Origin of the sequence: Vibrio sp. A1-b2, assembly GCF_021726015.1 — a bacterium.
Taxonomy (GTDB): Bacteria; Pseudomonadota; Gammaproteobacteria; order Enterobacterales; family Vibrionaceae; genus Vibrio; species Vibrio diazotrophicus.
The window spans coordinates 594,003-617,483 of record NZ_JAKKCI010000002.1; the positions used below are offsets into that span (position 1 = coordinate 594,003).

Sequence of the window (23,481 nt, forward strand, 5' to 3'; positions counted from 1 at the left end):
CTACCTCTTCGTTCCGTGCAATGTTCTAATATTAAACTTATTGTCTATGATATCTGTGCTATAAACAGGCCAGTAATTACCGCTATCTTTAGCTGGAACCACGCTTAAATCACCTATTTTTCTAGCCATTTCAATTTTAATTGCATCAGATTTTTTTAATGCAAGAATCAAACTATAATTCTCTGATTTTCTATTTACCTGCGTGGACACAGGAACATCAACATTAAATTTAACCTTATTTACATGAATAACTCTCGCGTTGCTGATTATCACTTTGCTGACAACTGTATTTAGATCTGTCGTAGTCGTAGAAATCACATTAACAATGTCATCATAAGAAAAGGAGCTTGATTGTATCCCAACATAATCATCACCATTAAATCGATATATGATTTCATCATCCTGAAGCAACAATGAAAAAAAACGCTCATCAGAGGGGTTTGCAATCATATCTTTAGTTAAATAACTGCCTGATGTAATATTTTTGGTATATAAAGCTCCATTTTCTATAACCAGATCAGTTTCTACCACATATTGCTCGCCCTCTAAATTCGACTGCTTTATACCTAAAACTCCATAGGTACTATTGGCAACTAGCTGATTTCTTTTAACATCAGAGTTCAATACGTATATGCGTATAACTGGATCATCAACGACTTCTTTTTCGACCACTGCGACTTTCGAATCTTGCTCTGGAGGAGTAGTAAAATAATTAATCTTTACATACCAGAATGTAAAAAAAAGAAGGGCTGTGACTGAGGATATTTTGAAAAAATTACTCATGATGGTCTCATAGTTAAACCTTGGTCGAAATAATATAAAAAACCATGAACAATAGCTCCAAATATAGAGCTATTGTTTAAAAACCAAATAAAATATTATTCGGCACCACCATCCGAGGCAGAATTTAGATTATCAGATACTGCTTGCAGAGCATTTTCAATCGCATCTCTTATACCATTTTCTGTGGTAAACGCAGCTAAAACGATAGCTGACATAACTACAGCAACAATAGCGTATTCAACAGCAGTGACGCCTTCCTCATCCGATTTAAACTTCTCCATCATAGCTGAAGTAGCAGAACTAATACTGCAATAGCTTTTAATCATAAAATTATTCATTTCATTTCACTTCCAGTAAATAACAAACATAGCGACAACATGTCGCGAATACATAAAAAGCATGCTTTCTAATTATCACTTCTAAATAAAAAAATAGTAGGCAAACAAAACATAAATAACCGCTTCGTGCTAAACAGAAAACTTAAACGATTAAAGAATGGAAAAAACACAAAATGAAATGGATATTGGTATACCGTAAGGAACTTGGTACCCATGTTCAAAATAAATGCCTTTGATAAATTTATTTTTGATAGAGATGATAAATAACTGACTCCCTCCAATTATCCCCATGAAGCAAAATGCAAAAATAATATATTGACTTTCAATGCTAAATAAAAATGAAATTAATAGCTTTGCATCCCCACCACCTATATAACCTTTGGACCAAACAATAATAATCAAGATTGCATAAAAGCTAACATAAGTAAAATTATCTGGAAAAGAATTTTTCACATACCCCAGAATGATGTTATTTATAAAAATCAATATACAAATCTCATTTTTTATCATCCGACTTTTAAAATCCGAGCACATTACCTTAATAGATAACAAGACATTAATTATTGAAAGAAACGCAGCAAAATATATCATTTCCAATCTTCTACAAATTTCATGTTGCAATATAAATGGAATACAAGACTAGTTACACCTACAGGATTTATTGCGTAATATAGAGGAGAAACCAAGCATCCAAAATAGCAAGACTTGTACAAAAAGATATACAACCTTCGTGCTAAATGCATATCCATAAAAAAGCCAACACGACTGTGTTGGCTTTTTTTTCTACGTATTTACTTAGAATGAAGCTTGATAACCAATACCTACATTAAAGTTCTCATCATAGGTTTCACCAAAACCACCACCCAACTCAGCGAATACTCTGTGTGTCTTGTTGATTTGCCAATTTACACCAGCTGTTGTATTAAACTGATAGCCTTCCAAGTTGCTCTTCATCTGAACACCGCTAGAATCAATTTCACCACCGCTGATTATCTGATCAACTAAAGAAACATTTAAATAAGGCTGTACATAAGAATCTTCACTGCCTAACACCATTGTACTGCCCACATTAAGTCCCAAACCATATTGGAAAGCATTGACAGAACCGCGCTCAACATCGACTAGGCTTGCACTATTTGCATCAGTAGAGAATCGGTCTCCAGTTTCATGTAAATGTGCAACTTTCAACATAGGTTCAATATAGGCACCATTGTCCATTGTGAAACGCTTACCAACATCCAGCCCAACGCTCACTGCAGCGCTACTCATTTTATAAGAAGTAAGCTCACCTTGTTCATCATACGCTTTGTCTTGAGTTGAGATGTGGAAAGCTTGAGCACTTGAATTAGCAAATACGCCTGAGTCATGCAACCACATTCCGTAAACACCAATAGTGTGGATATCCGAACTACCATTACTGTTATTCAATTTGTAATCAGTGCTTACTTTACCAACACCACCAAACAATCCAACAGATAAATCCGCATTTTCACTTACAGCAAAGGTTTTGTCTCCACCTAGATAAACCATGTCACTCTTAGTGTCAAACTCATTCCCAATAACATCTGCACCAACTGTTGCATCATTATGGTAGTAGTTCATCCATACATTTTCTTTTTGAATACCAGACAGGCGTAAATTATCCATACGTTTGTTAATATTGCGAGACTGGTCGAGCAAGTTAACGGTTTGCGCCGCTGAGGCACCTTGTAGAGTATGCGCTAAATCACTGGTCGCCTTTTGAGCCACAAACCCTTCGCCAGCGACAAATGCATCAAAGCCACCTTGTTCATCAAATGCTTGGCCACTCTTAGCTAAATCATCATCGCCGCCACCGTAGCTAGCTTCGCTACCGTCACCGTTAACTAGCCAATAACCAGTGCCACTTGCATCCTTCACTAAATGATAACGTAACATGCCTGAATCACGATATTGATTGCCAGCTAGAGTCACATCTGAACCAGTTGTAGTACTTTGAGCTGCCATTCCTGTACCAGTTTTAATGATACGCAGTGCCCCGTTAGCTTTAGTTGCGGCTTTACCACGATTTCTAACATCTACTTGATATTTGCCAGCCATCTGACCGTCAACAGACAATAAATCACCTTTGCCTAAACCAAGATTAGTATTCATACGTACGTTAGCAATACCGCCGTCAGTCTGTTCCATGTTCCCAGAAGTATGGATAGTTTTAAACGCAAAGTCTGAAGCGGGAGAGCCAAAATCAAGCGTACTATTTTTATCCATTTTTATGGAGGTAAAACTTGATGATTTATCACCAGCTGTATAAGTAGAGTTTTGTTTGACCCAAAGACCGATATTTTCACCAGTACCAGCCCAGTTACCACCTTCATTTACTGTAACCGTCAAATCAGCTTCACCGCCCTTAACAGCATCACCAATCCAGCTACCACCTTCATTTACTGTCATATCTAAAGCACCAGTGTCGCTGTTGTTAACGACATTACCTACAACAATACCTGAATCATTAACTGTAACTACAACATCACCTTCACCGTTATTCACAACATCGCCAGTAACAAGGCTATTTTCAACGGTCAAATCAATACTACCGTTACTATCGTTTACCACACCACCTGAAACTTTAGTCCCGTTTATTAATTCAATGGTTGTTAGACCAGCGACATTGCTACTTTCTAAATATATGCCATCTGTTTGTGCACTACCATCAACATTATCTAGTATAATCGTCGCTTTATTATTTGATGCTTGGTAATTATAATCGCCAGAAGATTCAATATAGTCAAAATCATCATTTACAATATATACAAGATGTCCACCTGCACTTGAAATATTCACATCCTTCAAATATATGTAGCTATGCCCTGGTTCAGCATCGACAGAAGAACGGTGTGATGATTGAACAACCTGCAAAAAATCTGCTTTATTCAGCTGACTCTCTGTTCCAATTTGTGCGTCTACACCTTCTAACACCATTATCTGGTCATATTCACCTAAAACTTCCGAATATACTCCTTCACCAGTACGCATATTATTATTAGATAAACGAATAACTGCGCCATTCTCTCGCCATTGCAAATCGTTAGGCTCTCCCACTTCATTCAATTTCAAACTAATGTCTGAAGCAACGAACCTGCTGCCGGCTCCATTTAAACCTAGCAACACTGGAGAATAAGTTCCCGTCTTAAATATCTCACCAGCAGTAACGCTATTGTCCAAAATAATTGTAGCACCTGAAGCTAACTCTATATTGCTGTTGGCTTGCCCTAAAACCATACCAACAAATGTAGAATTATTACCAACACTGAGATTAGCCATACCCTGAGTATTGCCAGAAATCGTTAATGCATTCGCCAAACCCTCTAAATATGCGTCATTACCTATAATGGTATTAGTATTTGAGCCAGCAATACGCATTGCAGCTATTCGACCACTCGCATCATCTCCCGTTTTAATTGTTAGTCGGTCACCAAAAACAAAGTTTGATACAGCACCATCCTTCTGATTACCAACCAAATATGCTCCATAGCTAGCGCTATCATTATTAATATTATTAATAATTGTAAAATCATTACCGACAGTTACAGATGAAGTCCCAGTGCTCACAGTATTATTAACAGCATAAATACCTCTTAATACATCGTCACCGCCCATAGTTAGAGTGATATTATCGCCACCTTCAATTCCCCCACCTAATGTGTACCAAACATTTCCATTGTTCTCGGAGCCTGAGGATGTCACGTAGCTAGAGCCACTTTCTACTACAACTAACTCACCATCACCTACTGACAAAGAATCTGCTAATCCAGAAAAAGAGACTAAGCCACACGCTAGTGCTAGCGATATTTTTTTTGTTTTATTACTACCCGTTTTCCCTGCACCTTTAGCAAATTCGGAAACGGCTACAGATTGTCCAGTATCTTTGTTAAATACTATTTTATAAATATGATTCATAATTATTACCACCACTTTAGAAGACTTGTTTAGCGGTATATTGCATTAAGTGAAGCCACAAAAATTAGCTTTAAAAAAAATTCAATCCATCCAATGCTAATCAGTTATTAATCAGTAACTTAAAAGTCAAAACAAGAGAGGTTTAGCACAAACCCAAAAGCCCGCACCTTAATGCTAACGCAGTAGCTTTTCGTCCTGTACAGCCAAATTAAACTTCGGCTAAATGCTGGTAATACTTCTTCAAATTACAACGATTACAATTGGAGTCACAGCTCTTAAGACATTTAAGTTTCTCTTGAACCAACGGTAATAGAATAGGGTTAGCAATCGATTTAATGATATCAACCTTAACCAAGTACACGCCTAAATTAGTAAATTTATTCTTTGGAGGATAGTACCTAACATCTTCACTACCAAATGCATGCTTTGTTATTTCATACGTCGAATAACCAGAAACGAAAAAATACACAAAACGTTTTTCGTTATACTTAAGCATTAATAAATAATTGCATATCGCATTAACAACCAGTTCAAAATAATGCTTTGAATTGTTAAAAAAACACACATTGATCAAGCAAGATTCTTTTAACTCTTTCTTAGTCAAAGATACGAATGAATACTTTCCATTGAGACTCTCTAATGATTCAACACTAACCCAATGACCTACAACTTCGTCATTTTCGTTTAACACCCGTATAGCCGGGTAAACAAGACCATTTCCCAGCTCGTATAACCCAGAGATAAACTTGTTCAGGGGATCAATGTTTTTATAAAATTCTCCAAAATACATATCGAATGTTTGAAAATCGAGCTCATCGTAATATACTTTTATTTGCTGCCTTGATTTCTTATAGGAAAATATCGGCTGAACATAATCCAACACCTTGACAAAATTTGAAACAACCCTAGATAATTTACTCGAACACTTTAGTTGACTTACATCGATGCTAATAATGAACTCTACAAGATCAATATTAAGACATTTTCCAATCAATATTTGTTTATATATCGGCGGAGTGGTTTTTCCATTAATCCATCGGCTAAGTGTAATAGCATCTAAACCACTAAAATTTTCATAATCAAACATCTGTAACTTTGCTATAAAATCACTACGCGATAAACCACTGCTATTTATCCAATCAAATAATACCTTGTTAAATAAAATCATACCAAACTACTGCACGCCTAATAATTTAAAATTACCCACCTACAATTACTATAAAAAGTAGGAACTAACTTACAATAGAGGCGACAATACATATAACCAAAAAACAAGAGTAAGCAAGATATTAAAATAGAAAGCAGCAATGCTAATAACATGGCTAAAAGGCTATCATTCCTGAATAAAGATCACAGATTCCCTATGTACTGATGTACTGATTTTTCTATTAAACAAAAAATAACCCTCTCACAGGAGGAGTTGTGAGAGGGTTAACTTGCCATTTCATACTACTGACATTGTTATATTATTTGAAGCAGCAACAAACCTGGACGAGTACTGCCTAAGTTCTAATTCCCTTCAAAACTTAAAAAAAGGTTAACAAATATTGGCAACTTAAAGTTAGCAATTCAGACCAATTACAAACTGCCATGCTATAGTTCTTCCCTACCTTCCTTTAGCTTCAAACTATACGATTTGGTTAGTCCTGCTAATTTAACTTCGGTGCGTGGAAATGGAATTTCTATACCATTTTCACTCAATGCTTTTTTGATATAGTACAATGATTCAAAATATACAGCCCAATAATCTTCTGTTTTACACCATGGACGCACGACAAAGTTAATGCTTGATTCACCAAGTTCTAACACTCCAATTGTAATCGCTGGCTCTTTCAAAATTCGCCGATCTTTCGATAAAGCATCACATATCACTTGTTTCGTTTTCTGCAAATCGGAGCGATAAGATACACCAATCAATAAATCTACTCGGCGATGTGCATACCGAGAAAAGTTTGTGATTGAAGAAGAAGTAACCACACTATTAGGCAGCATGACCATTTTATTATCGGCTGTTTTCAGTAAAATTTGAAAAACTTGAACTGCTTCAACTAAGCCTTCTACTCCCCCAACCTCAACATAATCACCAACTTTAAAAGGGCGAAAACTTATAATTAGTACCCCAGCAGAGAAATTGGAAAGAGAGCTCCCCATTGCTAACCCAACGGCTAAACCTACTGCACCAACAATTACAACACCAGCTGACGTTTCAACGCCCAAGACACCGAAACAAGCTAAAATGATGATCGTAAATAACACATACCTTGCCAGTCCCAAGGCAAAAGCAGCTACAACAGGGCTATCCATTTCACGCTTGTTTAGCAATTTTCTAATTATTTTCAAGACCATTTTGACGTTGAAATAACCAACAACCAAAATCAAAATTGCAGAAATAATATTAATGCCGTGTTGGAAAACTATCTCTTCATTAGAAGAATACCAACTATTAAAGTAACTAACTTCGTTCGGGAAGGCGAGTAATATTGCTTCCTCAGTCATAATCCATAACCTTAAATATACTTATCGTTAGGTAACACTTTGGTATTGTTATAAAGAAAACAATGATGACAATTCAGACAACAACGCACTTGATGCACCTCGTGCATTAAAATACTGAAGTATAATCGGGTTAAATATTGCAACATTTAACCCGACATGACTTAGAGTCTCTTGTACATCTTCTATTGTTTTATAAGGATCACTTGAACGAGTCTGAAACATCCCTCCAAGGAGTGATATAAACTCTAAACGATTTGATTGAGATAACTCATTTTGAGCATATGACAAGAGTGGTGTTACGCCTTGATATGCCTGTAAATTGCTAATATTAAGCGACGAACTTACTGAGTTGACCAATGATAAAATTTGTTCAGTGTTATTGACTACTGAGTTCGTTGAAAGCTTACTTTCATCAGTGCTTAAGCCATTAGATTCACAACCAACAGAAAAAATTGCCACTGAAATAATTAATAATGGAATAGTTTTCATATAATCTTTATTATGACTATCAAAAAACAGAATTATATTTTTCAGCCAATCAAATAAATTAGCACCAACAAAAACAATTCAAATCATTTGCTATTCAAATGATTTAAAAATCAAGAGGCTACTTTTGATTAATTATCACAATCATACAAATTACATATTTTCATTGAACACTCTAAAACCTTGTATGTCTAAAAATGGACAATAAATGATTAATTTTTAATACCGTTAAAATTTTCCATAAAATATAAAAAGGTAGTTATTCAATTTTAACTGAAGTTTAAATATCAATCTAACCATGTAGAACATTATTTCTAACATAAGGAATAGCTCTTAAGATTACATAAATTGCAATTTTCTTTGCAGTCTTCTAAGCAATTCAATTTCTCCTGAACTAATGGCAGTATTATTGGGTTAGCAATAATTTTAGTAATATCGATTTTAACTAGATAGATGCCTAATCGAGTTTTTTTATCCACAGGTGGATAATACTTTACATCCTCAGCATCGAAAGCCATTTTTGTAACCTCGTAAACAGAGTATCCTGAAAGTAGTAAATAGGCAGTCCGCTTCCCCCTAAATCGAGGAGCAAGTAAATAAAAGCAAATTGCTATACTTATTAATTGAAAAAAATGCTGTGAGTTTTGATAATAAGCAACATTAATAAGGTATCCTTCGCTAGCTTCTTCTTTTGATAGCGAAATAAATGATGATAACGATGATATTTTTTCTAAAGGCTCAATTCCAACCCAGTGCCCAATCATCTCATCTTCATTATTCTTAATACGAATACAAGGGTACGTCACTTCATCACCAAGTGAATATACATCTTCAGTAAGCTTCTTAATTGAAGGTATATTGCGGTAGAAATCACCAAATATATCTAGATGTTGTTGGTAGTCAAAAATATCAACATGTGTTTTTGCCTTAGAACAGACTTTTTTATATGAAAGTGTAGGGTTAATGTAGTCAAGCAACTTAATAAATTCCGAGACAATTTTAGACTTTGTGCTTGAGGATTTAATGCGTCCTATATCGATAGTTTTTATGAATTGGATCAGATCTTCATTCAATCCTTTACATACAAGTATTTGCTTGTGTGTATGAGGCGTAGTTTTACCATTCAACCAGCGGCTTAACGTTATTGCATCTAAACCTTTAAAACTCTCATAATCGTAAAGTTGTAGGTGAGCAATTAATTCGCTTCTCGTTAAATTATTTTTGTCTAACCATTCAGATAACACCGTTTTAAACTCTTTAATCATGTTAGCTCTCTTATCTTTCCTCCTCTAGGTGCAAATCTTCCGTTGATGAGCATACTTTTTGGAAGGTGTTTCAAAAAATATGTAATGTAACGAGAGTTATACCTTTTTGGTTAAAAAACGCACTAATCGAATTCTTATACGCTTGTAAGAAAAGGATTAACTATTTATTCCCGTTGCTCATTTATAATTTTAGGGGTTCCCAGACACCCCCAAAACTATCATTCAATATTTGTGTCAAACGGGAATATCTACAGTGACAGTATGCTTCCCCCATAACATTCACGGAGCATCAATTTAATAACCAGATACAACACAACATATTGCATATATTTCACAAAATCTGCATTTTATGCTTAAATATCAATCAATATTGTTTCAAAACTCTAAATAAATGTTAATTTTTGGTAATTTCAACCACTCGCACAGTGATCGTAATCACACTCGCAAATTTCACACCCCTTTTTGATTTTTGATTTCACGTTTCGGCTGATACCCTGCCGCCCTCTTCGAAATGAATGTCGAAGTTCATAACTATAAGGAGTGTTCTCAATGGATACCAAGAAGCCGTTATCCTTAACCAGCCGAGTTATCATCGGTATGGTTGCTGGTATTTTAACTGGATTCATTATTCGAGCCTTGTTTGAAGGCAATACATTCGTCGACGCCTACATCGTCAACGGACTGTTCGAAGTTGGTGGAAAAATTTTTATCGCCAGCTTAAAAATGCTTGTAGTTCCACTAGTGTTCGTATCACTGGTCTGTGGCACAAGCTCTTTAAAAGACATCACTACACTAGGCCGCATGGGTGGTAAAACACTCGCGTTTTACATCATTACCACCGCAGTTGCGATTACCCTTGCTCTGTTCATGGGCACGGTATTCCAGCCAGGTGCAGGTGCTGACCTAACTGCTGCAAGCACCTTTGCAGCAACTGAAGCGCCATCATTGGGTAAAGTGATCATTGATATGTTCCCGACCAACCCAATTAGCTCGATGGCTGAAGGCAAAACCCTCCAAATCATCGTATTTGCAGTGTTATTTGGTATTGCAATCAGCGCCGCCGGCGAAGCTGGTGAACGTGTGGCAGCGATGTTCAATGATCTGAACGAAGTGATCATGAAATTGGTCGCTTTACTGATGAACATTGCCCCTTACGGTGTGTTCTTCCTGATGGCTAAACTGTTTACTGGTCTTGGGTTGGGTGCCATTTTGAACCTAGCTGAGTACTTCCTCGTATTGTCAGCAGCGTTACTGATCCACGGGCTAGTCACCTACAGTGTGATGCTAAAAAGCTTCTCAGGTTTAAGCCCAATTACTTTCCTGAAGAAAATGGAAGACGCAGTGATGTTTGCCTTCTCAACGGCATCATCTAACGCAACCATTCCAGTGACGATGGAAACAGCAAAATACCGACTCGGTGTTGATAACAAGGTGGCATCTTTCACGATTCCGCTCGGTGCAACTGTCAACATGGACGGTACGGCAATCATGCAAGGTGTCGCGACAGCGTTTATCGCTCAAGCGTTCAACATCGACCTGACTATGGGTGATTACCTAACCGTTATCCTGACGGCAACGCTGGCTTCTATCGGTACAGCGGGCGTTCCGGGTGTTGGTCTGGTTATGCTGGCAATGGTTCTGAACCAAGTAGGTCTACCACTGGAAGGTATTGCTCTGATCATGGGTGTTGACCGTCTGCTGGATATGATCCGTACTGCGGTAAACATCACTGGCGACTGTTGTGTTAGCTGTATCGTAGCGAAATCTGAAAACGCGCTCGATGTAGAAAGATTTAACGACCCACACGCAGGCGAAAAAGAAGAAGAAGTTCATCTTCATAGATAAGCTGATGTGAATCTAAAAAGCCCCAAGTTGCTCTCGCACTTGGGGCTTTTTTGTTGGTTATTGTTATGTTGATTACTTTTAGAATCTGATTACTTCTTGATTCCAATAGGTCGGCAATAGACCCGTGTCGGTCTGCCCACTTTGCCATGCTCTAAAAATGCCGTCAGTTCACCACGATCAACCGCTTTATCAAGATAGCGTCGGGCAGTACTTTTACTGATGTTCATCATCTCCGCAACACTGCTGGCGGTTTGTTCCACATGAGCATGAGCAAACTGAGCAACAACCTGCTTCAGAGTAAACTCGTCCGTGCTGTTGTTTACTTCAGGAGTAGCTGGCGCTTGATAAAACAAGCTATCCAACTCACTCTGATGCAACTTATTAGCTTGAGATAAATGCTGGCGCACCTGAATAAATTTGTTCAAGCTCAGAGATAGACGCTGGTAATCGACCGGTTTGACTAAGTAGTCGAACGATCCATAGCGATGCGCTAAGTTGACCGTTTGAGCATCATTAGCGGCGGTAATTAAAATACACTCAGGTTTGTGCTCCAGCTTAAGCCACTCATAAACCAAATCGACACCTCGTCCGTCAGGCAGATAGTTGTCAACGATGACCAGATCTGGCTTGGCTATTTCCATCATTTCCCTTGCCATGCCAAATGAAACGGCAATCCCAACGAGTTTCAATGAAGGCTCTTTAGCAATAAAATGCGCATGTAATGCTGCGATCTCACTGTCATCTTCAACGATCATGACTTTCAGCATTCTGCCTCCTTATTCTTGGGAAAATACAAAGTAAATGATGTGGCTTGCGCGTCACTGTCCAACTCAATGTGTCCATTGGCGGCTTCGATGATGGATTGTGTCAAATAAAGCCCGATTCCGTGTTCTTTTGAATCCGATTTAGTGGTGTAACCTAATGTGGTTAGATCATCCAGAGGTTGTGTAATCTCAGTGCCGTTGTTTGTGACAGACAAACCATACTCAAACGACGACTGCCACATTTCCAACTCGATTCTGCCGTTGTTTTGTCCCTGCAAGGCATCCATGCTGTTATCTAACAAGTTACCCACCACGGAACAAAGCTGATCCTGAGTCAGTTTGTCTGGCATATGCTGCCAATGTTCGTCATTTGGCAACAATAACTCTATCTTGCGCTCTTTCGCTTTGATTAATTTTGCCAGCAACAAGGCGGAAAGCTGAGGGAATAGAGCAAACGATTTGAGTTGATCAAGCCCTTGTTGATCCGCTCTCGACTGGTCTAACACCACATTCAGCGCTTGCTCATACTGACCAAGTTGCAATAGTCCCGCAAGAATAGAAAGCTTGTTCTGATACTCATGGCGAGTCACCCTTAGACTCTCGATATATTGTCCAACCTGACTAAGGGTCTCGGATAGTGCTTGCAACTCTTCTGACGCACGTAAACTAAATACCGCGCCTTGTTCACCACTGCGAGACATCGGGATGGTTACACGGGTCATAACACAGTTTTGACCATTGATCCGCACCAATTTATCGAGAAAGTCTTCACCAGATAAAGCAAACAAAGCGCTGTCATCTACCCAGTCCTCAATGTTAGTCGTCAGCATTTTCCGATGAATACCGAGCAGCTTCTTGGCAGAATCATTGGCGACATAGACTCGCCCATCACTATTCACGGCAAGCAAACCTTCGTGAGTCGCTTGTAATACCCCTTGTTGCGTCACCAGTGTCTGTTTTAGCTCCCACGGCTCCATATGCTGCATATTCTGCTTCACGTAGGTTGAGAAACGGCTTGCTAAGCCAATAGAAACCACAAGAATAAACAGACCGAACATCAATAATCCAGCCAGACGTTTGCTGTTCCACATCTCTAATGTATTGAGTAAATAGCCGACCTTGATCATGCCGATGATCTGTTGATCAGCATTGAAAATAGGAGAAATATAGCGAACAGAAGGTCCTAATGAACCAGAAGCATAGGAAAGATAAGACTTGCCGAGCAAAAGTGCGTCATCGATATCGCCCCCCGTAACCGGTAAGCCAACTCGTTCAGATACAGGATGAGCCAATCGAATCCCCTGATGATTGCTCACTGTAATGAAATCCGCGTCGCTTACCGAATCGAACGTCTCAATGAGCGCACTGACTTGCTGAGAATCGTTTTGCTCGACAGCGGCAATTAAACTCGGCATTTTGGCCAACTGCTGCGATTGAACTTGTGCGCGGAGCGAAATTTGGCGAGTAAGAACGTCTTGCAGTTGATAGGCGCTATAAATCCACCAGCCAGTTGCGACAAGTAACAATGCTGCACTTAGCAACCAAAATAGATGCTTGGTAAATGTGTCCGAGATAAAGCGTACTGTCATTGTATTTTTCCACTTAGACGCTGAAACAAATGCCTAACGTGCGCATTAGCCTGAAATAAGAAACGCGAGCGATATCACCGCAATGAAGTTAATGATTTTTATGAATTTAAAACATCTAATTTCAAACATTTTACAAAGCAAACCAGAACCAACACCCAGGCTGGAAGTTAACCAAAAAACGAATGACTAGAAATTGATTTTACACAGTAAATGCCTCGGTTGAAGCGATAAACATAGCGAAAACTTAGGAGGTAATTATGATTTCTTCGGCTAACTCAAGGTTGCTTTTACTAGCATTACTCGGCGTCATTTTATGGTTCGTTCCTGTACCAGATGGCTTAACAGACAACGCATGGCAAATGATGGTTATTTTCGTCATAACCGTTCTTAGCCTAATACTTGCACCACTGCCCTTAGGTGCAATGGCTTTAATCGGACTGGTCGCTTGTACCGTTTTAGGTGTGCTGCCGATTAAAACCGCGCTTAGCGGTTTCGCCAATCCGACTATTTGGATGATTGCGGCGGCGTTCTTTATTTCACGTGGCTTCATCAGTACAGGCTTTGGGCGCCGTGTCGGCTATTGGTTTATCTCTAAACTGGGCCATAACTCGTTGGGTCTTGCTTACGGTTTAGTCCTAACGGACCTTCTTTTTGCACCAGCAACACCAAGTACCACGGCACGTTGTGGCGGTATTATTTCTCCACTTTTCCGCTCTGTGGCATCTGCCTATGACTCTGATCCTGAAAAAGGAACAGAAAACAAAATTGGTGCTTTCCTTGTTCAATGTATCTTCCAATGTAATGCGATTACCTGTGCGATGTTCCTAACGTCGATGGCAGGCAACCCACTCGCTGCAAACTTTGCTAAGGAACAAGGCGTTGAAATTACATGGGGTGGATGGGCGTTAGCGGCTATCGTTCCTAGTGCATTATGTCTGTTCTTGATTCCGCTGGTGATGTACTACGTGTTCCCACCAGAGCTTAAGAAAACACCAGAAATGCGTGCGTTGGCAAAACAGCACCTTGCTGATATGGGCGCAATGAGTCGTGCGGAATGGATGGTCGGCATTACTTTCCTAGGCATGGTTACTCTTTGGGTTCTTGGTCCGACTTTAGGTTTACACGCAACCGTAACCGCACTGTTAGGTCTAGTATTCTTGCTGATCACTCGTACCATCACGTGGGATGCTGTTCTTGGTGAAAAAGAAGCGTGGCATACCATTACTTGGTTTGCAGTGTTGGTAATGATGGCAGCGCAACTTAACAGCCTTGGTTTTATCAAATGGTTTGGCGATTACGTAAGCAGCTCACTGTCTGGTTTCGGATGGGTAGCCACCATAGCGATTCTGCTGCTGGTTTACTACTACAGCCACTATTTGATGGCGAGTGCAATGGCACACATCAGCGCTATGTACTCTGCATTCCTTGCGATTGCCATTTCGGCAGGCGCTCCACCAATGCTGGCGGCTATTGTTCTGGGTATTTTCAGTAACCTTTATATGTCAACAACCCACTACTCTTCGGGTCCTGCTCCTATTCTGTTTGGTGCTGGTTACCATTCACTGCAAAACTGGTGGAAGATTGGTTTCGTGTTCTCACTCATCGTTATCCCGATCTTCTTCTTTGTGGGCGGTGCATGGTGGAAAATTTTGGGCATGTGGTAAACCCAGATTAACGAGCTAAACTGACAACGCTTATCAGCCCATCCACCGATGGGCTGTTTCATTATCACGTCACTGAATTCTTTCAATATTTGTCCAAGCTCACACTCCGGTTATTAATTAAGCATATCTATAAGCAGAATCTACTGAGTTCACATTCTAGCCATACAATCCTTCCTACACTGAGGCATAACATTTCAACAACGCTGTAAAAAAGTGCGAGGATCCATAATGAAAAGAATGCGTTGCTTGCCCCATTGGCTATTTGCCCTTTTCACCCTTTTATTCTCTGCCTCAAGCATGGCGTCTGGTGGGGCTAATCATGGTTTGAATTTGACCCACTCCTATTTTGGTTATGCGGCTGTAACTATCTTCGTATTTGCTTATGTTCTCGTCACGCTTGAGGAGTATTTGAAGCTCAGAAAATCTAAACCTGTCTTGCTCGCCGCGGGTGTCATTTGGGCGATGATTGGCTATGTCTATCAGCAACAAGGGGCGACGGAGATCGCTCGTGAAGCACTCGAATACAATCTTTTGGAATACGCAGAGCTGTTGTTGTTCCTTTTGGTGGCAATGACTTACATCAGTGCAATGGAAGAACGTCGGCTTTTCGATGCGTTAAAGGCGTGGATGGTTAGCAAAGGGTTCAACTATCGAACACTATTCTGGATAACAGGCTTGCTGGCCTTTTTTATCTCTCCCATCGCCGACAACTTGACCACTGCGCTTCTGATGTGCGCCGTGGTTTTGAAAGTCGGAGGAAATCATCGCCAATTTGTCAATATCGCCTGTATTAACATTGTTGTTGCTGCAAACGCTGGCGGCGCATTCAGCCCTTTTGGCGATATCACCACATTAATGGTGTGGCAGGCAGGACACGTGAGTTTCTCTCAATTCTTAAATCTGTTTCTGCCTTCAATCGTCAACTACATGGTTCCAGCGTTAATCATGTCTTTCTTCGTCCCTAAAGAAACACCCGATACCGTCAATGAACATGTTGAGCTAAAACGAGGAGCCAGACGCATCATACTGTTGTTCGTTCTTACCATTGCCACAGCAGTCAGTTTCCATAGCTTATTCCATTTCCCACCAGTGATGGGGATGATGATGGGCTTAGCTTATCTGCAATTTTTCGGCTATTTCTTGCGTAAAACTCTGGCAGGATCTTTGGCGAAGAAAACCGCTAAGGCAATCGCCAACAACGACGAAGCAGCACTCAAACGAATTGGTTCGGTAGTGCCTTTTGATGTGTTTAGACGAATTTCACAAGCAGAATGGGACACTCTATTGTTTTTCTACGGGGTCGTCATGTGTGTCGGCGGCCTGAGTCTATTAGGCTATCTAACTATGATTTCAGAAGTGATTTACACCCAGTGGGACCCTATGTGGGCCAATATTACTGTGGGCGTTCTCTCTTCCATCATAGATAACATCCCTGTGATGTTCGCGGTACTTTCGATGGAGCCATATATGTCACTTGGAAACTGGTTGTTAGTGACCCTAGCGGCCGGTGTCGGTGGTAGCCTGCTATCGATTGGTTCAGCTGCTGGCGTGGCTTTGATGGGGGCGGCCCATGGCCAGTATACCTTCTTTGGTCATTTGAAATGGGCACCTGTCATCATCTTAGGTTATGCCGCGAGTATTACTTTGCATCTCATGCTTAACCATTCGCTGTTTAATATTTTCTTATAAGCGAATGCAAGAACTTCGCTGTTGCAGTTAGAACACTTTTTTATTTGGATCGTTCTAGCTGCAATAGTTTTTCTTTGGTTTCAACGCCACCTGCATAGCCAGTTAGTTTACCGTTCTTACCAATTACTCGATGGCACGGAACGATGACTGAAATAGGGTTTTTCCCATTGGCTAAACCGACTGCCCTCACCGCTTTAGGATTACCGATTTCATCTGCAAGTTGCTGGTAGCTCCAAGTCTCTCCGTAAGGAATTTTGCATAGCGCTTGCCAAACCGACTGCTGAAAATCAGTACCTTTTGCTGCCAGTGGTAAGTCAAACTGAGTGCGACGACCAGAGAAATATTCCTCGAGCTGGATCTTAGCTTGATTCAAAATAGCATGTTCATCGCTGTACGCCCCCAGCTCCTGCGGTTGTGTGGTCTGTATTTCAAACCAAGCGCCAAGCAAGCCTGTATCATTGGCTTGTATTGTCATCTGTCCATGTGGGCTTTGGTAGTAGGTGTAGTAGTTCATGTTATTGGTTCCAACAGTGAAAAGTTGCGTAGCTTCCCCAAGGCGCTACTTGCTGTTTGTTCAGTTGCGGGTATCCCGCGAGCGCTTTCTTGACCACAAGATCAGTATCCAGAAAACAATTACTGTCTGATAACCCTCTTAAACGTGCATAATTGACTGTCCATGGGCCGATGCCTTTTAATTTGAGCCAATGCTCAACGTCTCCATCGAAATGGTCTTGCATGTATTGAGCAAAGCGACTCAAGGTATCTTTGCGGCTTTGAGGCATGCGTAAAAATGAAAGATCGGCATTAGCTACCTGTTCAGGTGAAGGAAAGGTGGCACTTTCATTCGGTTGTTTCAGATGAGCAACCAGCAAGTTAAGCTGCCCAATCGCGGCTTTAATCGAAACCTGCTGACCTAAAATCGCTCTAACACCCGCTTCCCAAGCATTCCATACTCCAGGAATTCGAATACCAGAAGTTTTGATTAATCCCGGCGCAGCCTGCTCTAATTGTTTTTCAACCGCGACGATATCAACATCTAAGTCAAACAAACGTCTGAGTTTAACCACTAACTGCCGCAGATCCGTCATAGATTCCAGTTCAAACTCAATATCTAAGTGTGTCTCTGAGTTTTTCGTTGCTTTAAACCAGCCCTTTCCTTGACCTAATCTAACGTGTCGAGCGTAGCTATTGTCATCAACCGTTTCTAGCCCCTGAATCGCTCTCAAACGATAAAATGCCAACATATGTGCCCAATCAAAAGGCCCTCTAAAAGCAAGTGAGAGCTGATTTTTAGCCGTGACTGAGGCGCGCTCTTTACGTACCTGAGAAGGTGTCAGTTGCAATACTTTACTGAAAGCATCATTAAACCGCCGTGTGCTGTTAAAGCCACAAGCATAACCGATATCGGTTATCGACATTTTGCTGTTGTGTAGCAGCTGTTTCGCAAACATCAGTTGATGGTATTGCGCATACTGTTTAGGCGACATTCCGAGATGCGTTTTAAAGAGCTGACGCAGGTAACGATCTGATATCCCCAAACGGTCGGACAACTCACTAAGCTTATGACTTTGCAGCTCACCACTGTCAATCATAGATAGGGCGCGAATGAAAGTTGTCTCCACTCCCTTCCAAGCCCAAGAGCTTGGCGCACTATCTGGGCGGCAGCGCAAACAAGGCCGGTATCCCGCTTGAAGGGCTTGGGCTTGGTTCAGGAAATATTCTACGTTCTCTTCCTTCGGTAAATTTGCCGGACAGATAGGTCGACAGAATATGCCAGTGGTTTTCACTGCCACATAAAATTGACCGTCAAAACGAGCGTCTCTGCTTAGACGAGCCTTTTGGCACTGTTCATGAGTCAGAACGGCTTCTGCTTCTATCGACATGGTCTATCCTTAAACATTGAAATCAACGTTAGTTTACGACGCCTTCAACATAACACTAGCCATTTTCGGAACTGAATGCCCCACAAATCGTCCATTGACGCATAACTAGACTTAAAGCTCATTCGAATTTTTCAAACAACAAAGTCAATCTATGCCGATTATCAAATGTACAATCGTCTACTAAACTTCATTTCAACAGTTACAGACAACATCAAAACTTATTCGAAAGTTTTGAACTTTGAGGAATCTAAATATGTCAGCTCTTAAAAAACTCCTAGCATCAAATGCAGGATTTGCTCCACTTGCTTTACGTCTTCCTATTAGCATCATTTTCATGGCGCACGGCTCACAGAAACTTTTCGGTTGGTTTGGTGGCTACGGTCTTCAAGGCACAGGTCAATGGATGGCATCAATTGGCTTAGAACCAGGCGTGTTAATGGCATTCCTTGCAGGTAGCGGTGAATTCTTTGGTGGTTTATTCATTCTGATCGGTTTACTGACTCGCCCGGCAGCAGCCGTTCTTGCTTTCACTATGATTGTGGCTATCTTCAGTACACACTTTAGCAATGGTTTGTTTCTCTCTAACGGCGGCTATGAGTTTGGTTTAGCACTACTGGCGGCATCCGTTTCTCTAGCTATCTCCGGTGCTGGCAAATTGAGTGTAGACAGTCTGCTAAGTAAATCATCTCAGTAATTGACGAACTTCAAAACATAAGAAAGGCGAGCATATGCTCGCCTTTGTTTTATTTACTCGCTCGGTTTATTTATCCACTAGGCCAAAACTGAGTTACAAACTCGCTTCTCCGGCTCTCTGAATACTATAAGCGGTGAGAGGGTCGATCTTCTTCACCAACTCTTCTACATGACCGATAGCTTCTATAGTAGAGCTGTTTTTACGATAGCTTAAGTAAACAGGTCGATGCCACTCTTCAACTCCAGGAATCAAATTGAGCTCACCAGAGGCAATAAAAGGCTCAACAATCGATGTCGGAAGGTAAGCGCTACCTCCTTTCTCCAAAATGAAGTCCAATGCTATACGCGCTGTTGATGTGCGTAAAAATGGCGCTGGTGCCTTAGGGTGTCTGTCTGCATGCTCTGCCGCAAAGCGCGAACCCCAGTCGACGTAAACATAGCGATTCTGAAATACCGACTCTAATGTGTCATTTTGTGTCGAAACCAGTACTAATACGAGATCAGCGACTTTCTTGCAGTTCAGCTCTTCCGCTTTAATCTGATCAAAAGCAAAGGCCATGTCTAATGTGCGTTCTAGCAACTGTCGACTTAACTGTTCGCGACCCATCACTTCAGCCATAAACGCATATCCACTAAATGCATCGGTTACGACACTCAGACAGTTCTGTAAATACGCATCCCATATGTTCGGCGTACCACCGATCGTCAATTGCAACGCTTGACCATTTTCTAAAGAAAGTTCAAATTTAGCCTGCTGCAAGGTCGTCACCATGACCTCGGCATAACTGACCAAACGCTCCCCCGCAGACGTCAACTTAATGTTGTTGCGGTCACGAGTGAAAAGTTGCGTGTCAAAATAGCTTTCTAATTGTTTAATACGTGCACTTACAGCCGCTTGAGTTAAATATAGGTTTTCAGCAGCACGACCAAAATGGCGTACTTGAGCCAACTCAAGAAAAGTACGAAAGACTTTTACGTCCATATAGAATCCTCTGAATTTACAGTCGAAGATTAACAAGGAAGTACAATTATGACGATAAAAAATTTTTGTTTTTCTTTTATATAATTTGCGCCTAACTTTCGCGGTGAACCAAAGCTACATAGTAGCAGCTCATATTTACACGAGGTTGATATGTTTGAGACTGCATTTCGTTTAGGAAAAAAACGTTTTTACGACACGAAAAAGTTCCCACGCGGATTCGCGAAATCCGGTGATTTCACTCTTGCAGAAGAGGATATTCTAACACTTTACGGTGAAACTCTATCTGGCTTGGAAGCTGGTACTCTGCAACCTGAAAACGCGGAAGAACAACAATTTTTAAAAGTGTTGGATAATCCAGAATTAGCAGCAAGCAAAATCGAAAAAGCATGGTTGAAATACGTGCGTTTGGCTCGAGGTCGTAAACGCTTCCATACATTGAATGGTCGCAACAAACTTGACGCTTCATCAGATGATTACACAGATACTGATGACGAGCCTAGCTTAACCGAGGAAGGTTAATAGAAAGCTTCAGCACAGTCTCGTGCTGAAGCTATCGATATGAACGCAATTTCAACAGTTTTATCAGCAGGTCATTGCGCTAGATTCAAAATTCTCAATGTTGTGCTTTCGGCTTTGATCTTGTTTGAAGCTCAGGAAGTCATCCCCCTTATATCATCAGCTTTCCCTATCTACTCTTTTTCCTTTTCCCAAACCTATTTGGCTAACATAGCAACCTTCTTCAAAAAGGTTTCTTTCAAATGTTCTTGGTCATATTCAAGATGGTAGGTGTTATGGAATCCAACTTTGAGCTCTACGCCATTACCACGTAAGTAAATACTGTATCCATCGTAGTCAGAAAAAGCCTCTACACCCTCATAGATTTTGCCATGCTCGGTCGGCGTACCGTGTTCTATAATTGTCTCATACGCATGTAGTATTTTGGTTGGATCAAGTTCGTTCTTCATTGATTTACTCCTTAATCTTACCTTGCACATTAATTATGGGTAACTAACTTTCTCTTCGCCAATTTGCTATGAGTTATTAATCAAAATTTCACTTAATTTTAAAAGTAAATTTTGTTATGTAAACTTCTTAGTAATCGCCACGTAACACTGAGAAAGTCGCTTCTAAATCGACAATTATTGACTTTAAAAGGCCAGAAATCAGGTCATAGAATGAAAGTTTGACATAAAACAATGGCAGATGCAGAAAACTTATTTTATAATGCAAATTAATAAGACAACCCAAGGTGTTTAAAGCTGTGTTGTGATTGAATGGCAACGTTCGCAGGCAACCAAAAGTCAGTTTAGGCATTGAGGGGTGAAGACATTTACCAATATTAAGGGCGAAACATGAGACTTATCCCACTGAACAACAAAGCACAAGTCGGCAAATGGGCAGCGGCGCACATTGTTAAGCGTATCAATGCATTTAAACCAACTGCAGAACGTCCGTTTGTTCTAGGTCTACCAACTGGTAGTACTCCTCTTGAAACTTACAAAGCCCTAATCGAGCTTTATAATGCAGGTGAAGTGAGCTTCAAGCATGTTGTGACATTCAACATGGATGAGTATGTCGGTCTACCAGCGGATCACCCTGAATCTTACCGTACATTCATGTACACCAATTTCTTCAACCACGTTGATATCCAAGAGCAAAACATTAACTTGCTTGACGGTACTTCTGATGATCACGACGCGGTATGTAAACGTTACGAAGAGAAAATCAAATCTTACGGCAAAATTAACCTATTCATGGGTGGCGTAGGTAATGATGGTCATATCGCATTCAACGAGCCAGCATCTTCACTATCTTCACGTACACGTATCAAAACACTGACTGAAGATACACGTATCGCGAACTCTCGTTTCTTCGGTGGTGATGTAAGCCAAGTGCCAAAATACGCACTGACTATCGGTGTGGGCACTCTACTGGACGCAGAAGAACTGCTTATCCTAGCGATGGGCCACAACAAAGCATTAGCAGTTGAAGCTGCGGTTGAAGGTTGTGTAAACCACCTATGGACAGTAAGTGCTCTGCAACTTCATCCAAAAGCAATCATCGTATGTGATGATCAAGCGACACAAGAGTTGAAAGTGAAAACTGTTCGTTACTTTAACGAGCTAGAAGCAGAAAACATCAAAGGCTTCTAAGTTTCTCTCAGTATTGATTGAGAAATAATGTGTCGTCCTAAAATACGTTGACAGTTTTACACTAAGCCAACTGCGTTAGCAGTTGGCTTTTTCATGCACCTCATTCGGAGTTCTCATCCCAAGGCTAAGGTGCGGTCTCATATTGTTATGGATGTTGATTGATTCCTTTACCAACTGCTTAAGCTCAACGATATCCTTACACTCATGAAGTAAAAATTCTTGTTTCAGGATGCCGTTTACTCTTTCTGCTAACGCATTCTGATAGCAGTCATAACCATCCGTCATTGATGGCTTGATTGTGCCTTTTTTCAATCTATCTTGGTAAACTCCTGAGCAATATTGAAGCCCGCGATCTGAATGATGGATACACGAGCAACCATACCGACGTGTTCTTATCGCCATATCTAAAGCCTTTACAACATCCGTCGCTTTCATTTCATTGCTAAGTTCATAGCCCATAATTTTACGACTAAAGGCGTCAGTCACTAACGAGAGATAATGCACGCCTTCATCAGATTGGACATAGGTTATGTCACTCACCAACACATCTTCGGGATGACGAGGCTTGTAGTCCTTCAGCAAGTTAGGATGTTTTTTCATCCAATGTCGACTATTTGTCGTCTTCGTAAAACTGCGCTTAGGTTGAACGAGAAGGCGTTCATCACGTAAGTAATCGAAAAGTGCATCTCTACCTAGTTTGATCCCTTGTTCTTGAAGCTTGGGTTTAAGTAAGGAATACAATTTTCTAGTCCCTATTCGAGGCATATAGCGCCGAAGTTCTAGAACCCTCTGTTTGATAGGGATGAGCTCTACCTGACGGTGAGCGGCTCGCTTTTCTCTTTGATAAACGCTTTGCCTCGATATACCGCACAACTTACAGACTCGGGCTAGGCTGAGCCCTTCCTGTTTTTGAAG

20 protein-coding genes are annotated in these 23,481 nt (G+C 40.6%); 6 read left to right on the forward strand and 14 right to left on the reverse strand.

Annotated features, from left to right (window positions below):
• The 7 genes from L3V23_RS07465 to L3V23_RS07495 all read right to left on the reverse strand — a co-directional run bounded on the left by L3V23_RS07465 (window position 1) and on the right by L3V23_RS07495 (window position 9,304).
• Window positions 1–783 (reverse strand): hypothetical protein, encoded by a 783-nt coding sequence (locus tag L3V23_RS07465; protein WP_102965623.1) that lies wholly within the window; start codon window positions 781–783, stop codon window positions 1–3.
• Between the two features lie 95 nt (window positions 784–878).
• A complete protein-coding gene (locus tag L3V23_RS07470) occupies window positions 879–1,067 on the reverse strand; it encodes a Flp family type IVb pilin (RefSeq protein ID WP_102965867.1) in 189 nt (62 codons plus the stop codon).
• Between the two features lie 849 nt (window positions 1,068–1,916).
• On the reverse strand, window positions 1,917–5,057 hold the full coding sequence (locus tag L3V23_RS07475; RefSeq protein WP_102965866.1) for an autotransporter outer membrane beta-barrel domain-containing protein: 3,141 nt from the start codon (window positions 5,055–5,057) through the stop codon (window positions 1,917–1,919).
• Between the two features lie 208 nt (window positions 5,058–5,265).
• Window positions 5,266–6,225, reverse strand: a complete 960-nt coding sequence (locus tag L3V23_RS07480) for a hypothetical protein (RefSeq protein ID WP_102965621.1) — start codon at window positions 6,223–6,225, stop codon at window positions 5,266–5,268.
• Between the two features lie 425 nt (window positions 6,226–6,650).
• Window positions 6,651–7,553: a mechanosensitive ion channel domain-containing protein gene (locus L3V23_RS07485; protein ID WP_102965620.1), complete on the reverse strand. Its 903-nt coding sequence runs from the start codon at window positions 7,551–7,553 to the stop codon at window positions 6,651–6,653.
• Window positions 7,554–7,601: 48 nt separating this feature from the next.
• Complete coding sequence (locus L3V23_RS07490; RefSeq protein WP_102965619.1) at window positions 7,602–8,042, reverse strand: DUF2780 domain-containing protein; 441 nt, start codon at window positions 8,040–8,042, stop codon at window positions 7,602–7,604.
• 311 nt (window positions 8,043–8,353) lie between these two features.
• On the reverse strand, window positions 8,354–9,304 hold the full coding sequence (locus L3V23_RS07495; protein ID WP_102965618.1) for a hypothetical protein: 951 nt from the start codon (window positions 9,302–9,304) through the stop codon (window positions 8,354–8,356).
• Window positions 9,305–9,853: 549 nt separating this feature from the next.
• Here L3V23_RS07495 and L3V23_RS07500 point away from each other — a divergent pair.
• Complete coding sequence (locus L3V23_RS07500; protein WP_102962240.1) at window positions 9,854–11,149, forward strand: dicarboxylate/amino acid:cation symporter; 1,296 nt, start codon at window positions 9,854–9,856, stop codon at window positions 11,147–11,149.
• Between the two features lie 89 nt (window positions 11,150–11,238).
• On the opposite strand, the gene L3V23_RS07505 is transcribed toward L3V23_RS07500, so the two are convergent.
• Window positions 11,239–11,916, reverse strand: a complete 678-nt coding sequence (locus tag L3V23_RS07505) for a response regulator (protein WP_102965617.1) — start codon at window positions 11,914–11,916, stop codon at window positions 11,239–11,241.
• On the reverse strand, window positions 11,910–13,502 hold the full coding sequence (locus tag L3V23_RS07510; protein ID WP_102965616.1) for a sensor histidine kinase: 1,593 nt from the start codon (window positions 13,500–13,502) through the stop codon (window positions 11,910–11,912). Before L3V23_RS07510 ends, L3V23_RS07505 begins: the two co-directional genes overlap by 7 nt.
• Window positions 13,503–13,759: 257 nt before the next feature.
• Between L3V23_RS07510 and L3V23_RS07515 the strand changes: the two genes are divergently transcribed.
• Together L3V23_RS07515 and nhaD are read left to right on the forward strand one after the other, a co-directional pair.
• Window positions 13,760–15,166: an anion permease gene (locus L3V23_RS07515; RefSeq protein WP_042479679.1), complete on the forward strand. Its 1,407-nt coding sequence runs from the start codon at window positions 13,760–13,762 to the stop codon at window positions 15,164–15,166.
• 297 nt (window positions 15,167–15,463) lie between these two features.
• Complete coding sequence (gene nhaD, locus L3V23_RS07520) at window positions 15,464–16,855, forward strand: sodium:proton antiporter NhaD (RefSeq protein ID WP_102962592.1); 1,392 nt, start codon at window positions 15,464–15,466, stop codon at window positions 16,853–16,855.
• A gap of 40 nt (window positions 16,856–16,895) precedes the next feature.
• Here nhaD and L3V23_RS07525 read toward each other — a convergent pair whose 3' ends face one another.
• Both L3V23_RS07525 and L3V23_RS07530 read right to left on the reverse strand, forming a co-directional pair.
• Window positions 16,896–17,369, reverse strand: coding sequence for a methylated-DNA--[protein]-cysteine S-methyltransferase (locus L3V23_RS07525; RefSeq protein WP_102965615.1), 474 nt, complete (start codon window positions 17,367–17,369; stop codon window positions 16,896–16,898).
• Window position 17,370: 1 nt separating this feature from the next.
• Complete coding sequence (locus tag L3V23_RS07530) at window positions 17,371–18,738, reverse strand: DNA-3-methyladenine glycosylase 2 family protein (protein WP_180980289.1); 1,368 nt, start codon at window positions 18,736–18,738, stop codon at window positions 17,371–17,373.
• 253 nt (window positions 18,739–18,991) lie between these two features.
• Here L3V23_RS07530 and L3V23_RS07535 point away from each other — a divergent pair, with 253 nt between their 5' ends.
• Window positions 18,992–19,432: a DoxX family protein gene (locus L3V23_RS07535; protein ID WP_042479673.1), complete on the forward strand. Its 441-nt coding sequence runs from the start codon at window positions 18,992–18,994 to the stop codon at window positions 19,430–19,432.
• Between the two features lie 93 nt (window positions 19,433–19,525).
• Here L3V23_RS07535 and L3V23_RS07540 read toward each other — a convergent pair whose 3' ends face one another.
• Window positions 19,526–20,413 (reverse strand): LysR family transcriptional regulator, encoded by an 888-nt coding sequence (locus L3V23_RS07540; protein WP_042479672.1) that lies wholly within the window; start codon window positions 20,411–20,413, stop codon window positions 19,526–19,528.
• A gap of 150 nt (window positions 20,414–20,563) precedes the next feature.
• Between L3V23_RS07540 and L3V23_RS07545 the strand changes: the two genes are divergently transcribed.
• Window positions 20,564–20,932 carry a DUF413 domain-containing protein gene (locus L3V23_RS07545; protein ID WP_042479670.1) on the forward strand — a complete coding sequence of 123 codons (369 nt, stop codon included), beginning with the start codon at window positions 20,564–20,566 and terminating at the stop codon, window positions 20,930–20,932.
• Between the two features lie 194 nt (window positions 20,933–21,126).
• Here the strand turns inward: L3V23_RS07545 and L3V23_RS07550 are convergent, their stop codons facing one another.
• Window positions 21,127–21,378, reverse strand: coding sequence for a DUF3081 domain-containing protein (locus tag L3V23_RS07550; RefSeq protein WP_042479668.1), 252 nt, complete (start codon window positions 21,376–21,378; stop codon window positions 21,127–21,129).
• Between the two features lie 387 nt (window positions 21,379–21,765).
• Between L3V23_RS07550 and nagB the strand changes: the two genes are divergently transcribed.
• Window positions 21,766–22,566 carry a glucosamine-6-phosphate deaminase gene (nagB, locus tag L3V23_RS07555; protein WP_102953330.1) on the forward strand — a complete coding sequence of 267 codons (801 nt, stop codon included), beginning with the start codon at window positions 21,766–21,768 and terminating at the stop codon, window positions 22,564–22,566.
• A 75-nt stretch (window positions 22,567–22,641) separates the two neighbouring features.
• Here nagB and L3V23_RS07560 read toward each other — a convergent pair.
• On the reverse strand, window positions 22,642–23,481 hold an 840-nt coding region (locus L3V23_RS07560), incomplete at its 5' end, for an IS3 family transposase (RefSeq protein ID WP_237292143.1).

Bases quoted from the DNA above. Each gene is read 5' to 3' on its own strand.
- L3V23_RS07465 (WP_102965623.1), bottom strand. From the start codon at position 783: ATGAGTAATTTTTTCAAAATATCCTCAGTCACAGCCCTTCTTTTTTTT.
- L3V23_RS07470 (WP_102965867.1), bottom strand. From the start codon at position 1,067: ATGATGGAGAAGTTTAAATCGGATGAGGAAGGCGTCACTGCTGTTGAA.
- L3V23_RS07475 (WP_102965866.1), bottom strand. From the start codon at position 5,057: ATGAATCATATTTATAAAATAGTATTTAACAAAGATACTGGACAATCT.
- L3V23_RS07480 (WP_102965621.1), bottom strand. From the start codon at position 6,225: ATGATTTTATTTAACAAGGTATTATTTGATTGGATAAATAGCAGTGGT.
- L3V23_RS07485 (WP_102965620.1), bottom strand. From the start codon at position 7,553: ATGACTGAGGAAGCAATATTACTCGCCTTCCCGAACGAAGTTAGTTAC.
- L3V23_RS07490 (WP_102965619.1), bottom strand. From the start codon at position 8,042: ATGAAAACTATTCCATTATTAATTATTTCAGTGGCAATTTTTTCTGTT.
- L3V23_RS07495 (WP_102965618.1), bottom strand. From the start codon at position 9,304: ATGATTAAAGAGTTTAAAACGGTGTTATCTGAATGGTTAGACAAAAAT.
- L3V23_RS07500 (WP_102962240.1), top strand. From the start codon at position 9,854: ATGGATACCAAGAAGCCGTTATCCTTAACCAGCCGAGTTATCATCGGT.
- L3V23_RS07505 (WP_102965617.1), bottom strand. From the start codon at position 11,916: ATGCTGAAAGTCATGATCGTTGAAGATGACAGTGAGATCGCAGCATTA.
- L3V23_RS07510 (WP_102965616.1), bottom strand. From the start codon at position 13,502: ATGACAGTACGCTTTATCTCGGACACATTTACCAAGCATCTATTTTGG.
- L3V23_RS07515 (WP_042479679.1), top strand. From the start codon at position 13,760: ATGATTTCTTCGGCTAACTCAAGGTTGCTTTTACTAGCATTACTCGGC.
- nhaD (WP_102962592.1), top strand. From the start codon at position 15,464: ATGGCGTCTGGTGGGGCTAATCATGGTTTGAATTTGACCCACTCCTAT.
- L3V23_RS07525 (WP_102965615.1), bottom strand. From the start codon at position 17,369: ATGAACTACTACACCTACTACCAAAGCCCACATGGACAGATGACAATA.
- L3V23_RS07530 (WP_180980289.1), bottom strand. From the start codon at position 18,738: ATGTCGATAGAAGCAGAAGCCGTTCTGACTCATGAACAGTGCCAAAAG.
- L3V23_RS07535 (WP_042479673.1), top strand. From the start codon at position 18,992: ATGTCAGCTCTTAAAAAACTCCTAGCATCAAATGCAGGATTTGCTCCA.
- L3V23_RS07540 (WP_042479672.1), bottom strand. From the start codon at position 20,413: ATGGACGTAAAAGTCTTTCGTACTTTTCTTGAGTTGGCTCAAGTACGC.
- L3V23_RS07545 (WP_042479670.1), top strand. From the start codon at position 20,564: ATGTTTGAGACTGCATTTCGTTTAGGAAAAAAACGTTTTTACGACACG.
- L3V23_RS07550 (WP_042479668.1), bottom strand. From the start codon at position 21,378: ATGAAGAACGAACTTGATCCAACCAAAATACTACATGCGTATGAGACA.
- nagB (WP_102953330.1), top strand. From the start codon at position 21,766: ATGAGACTTATCCCACTGAACAACAAAGCACAAGTCGGCAAATGGGCA.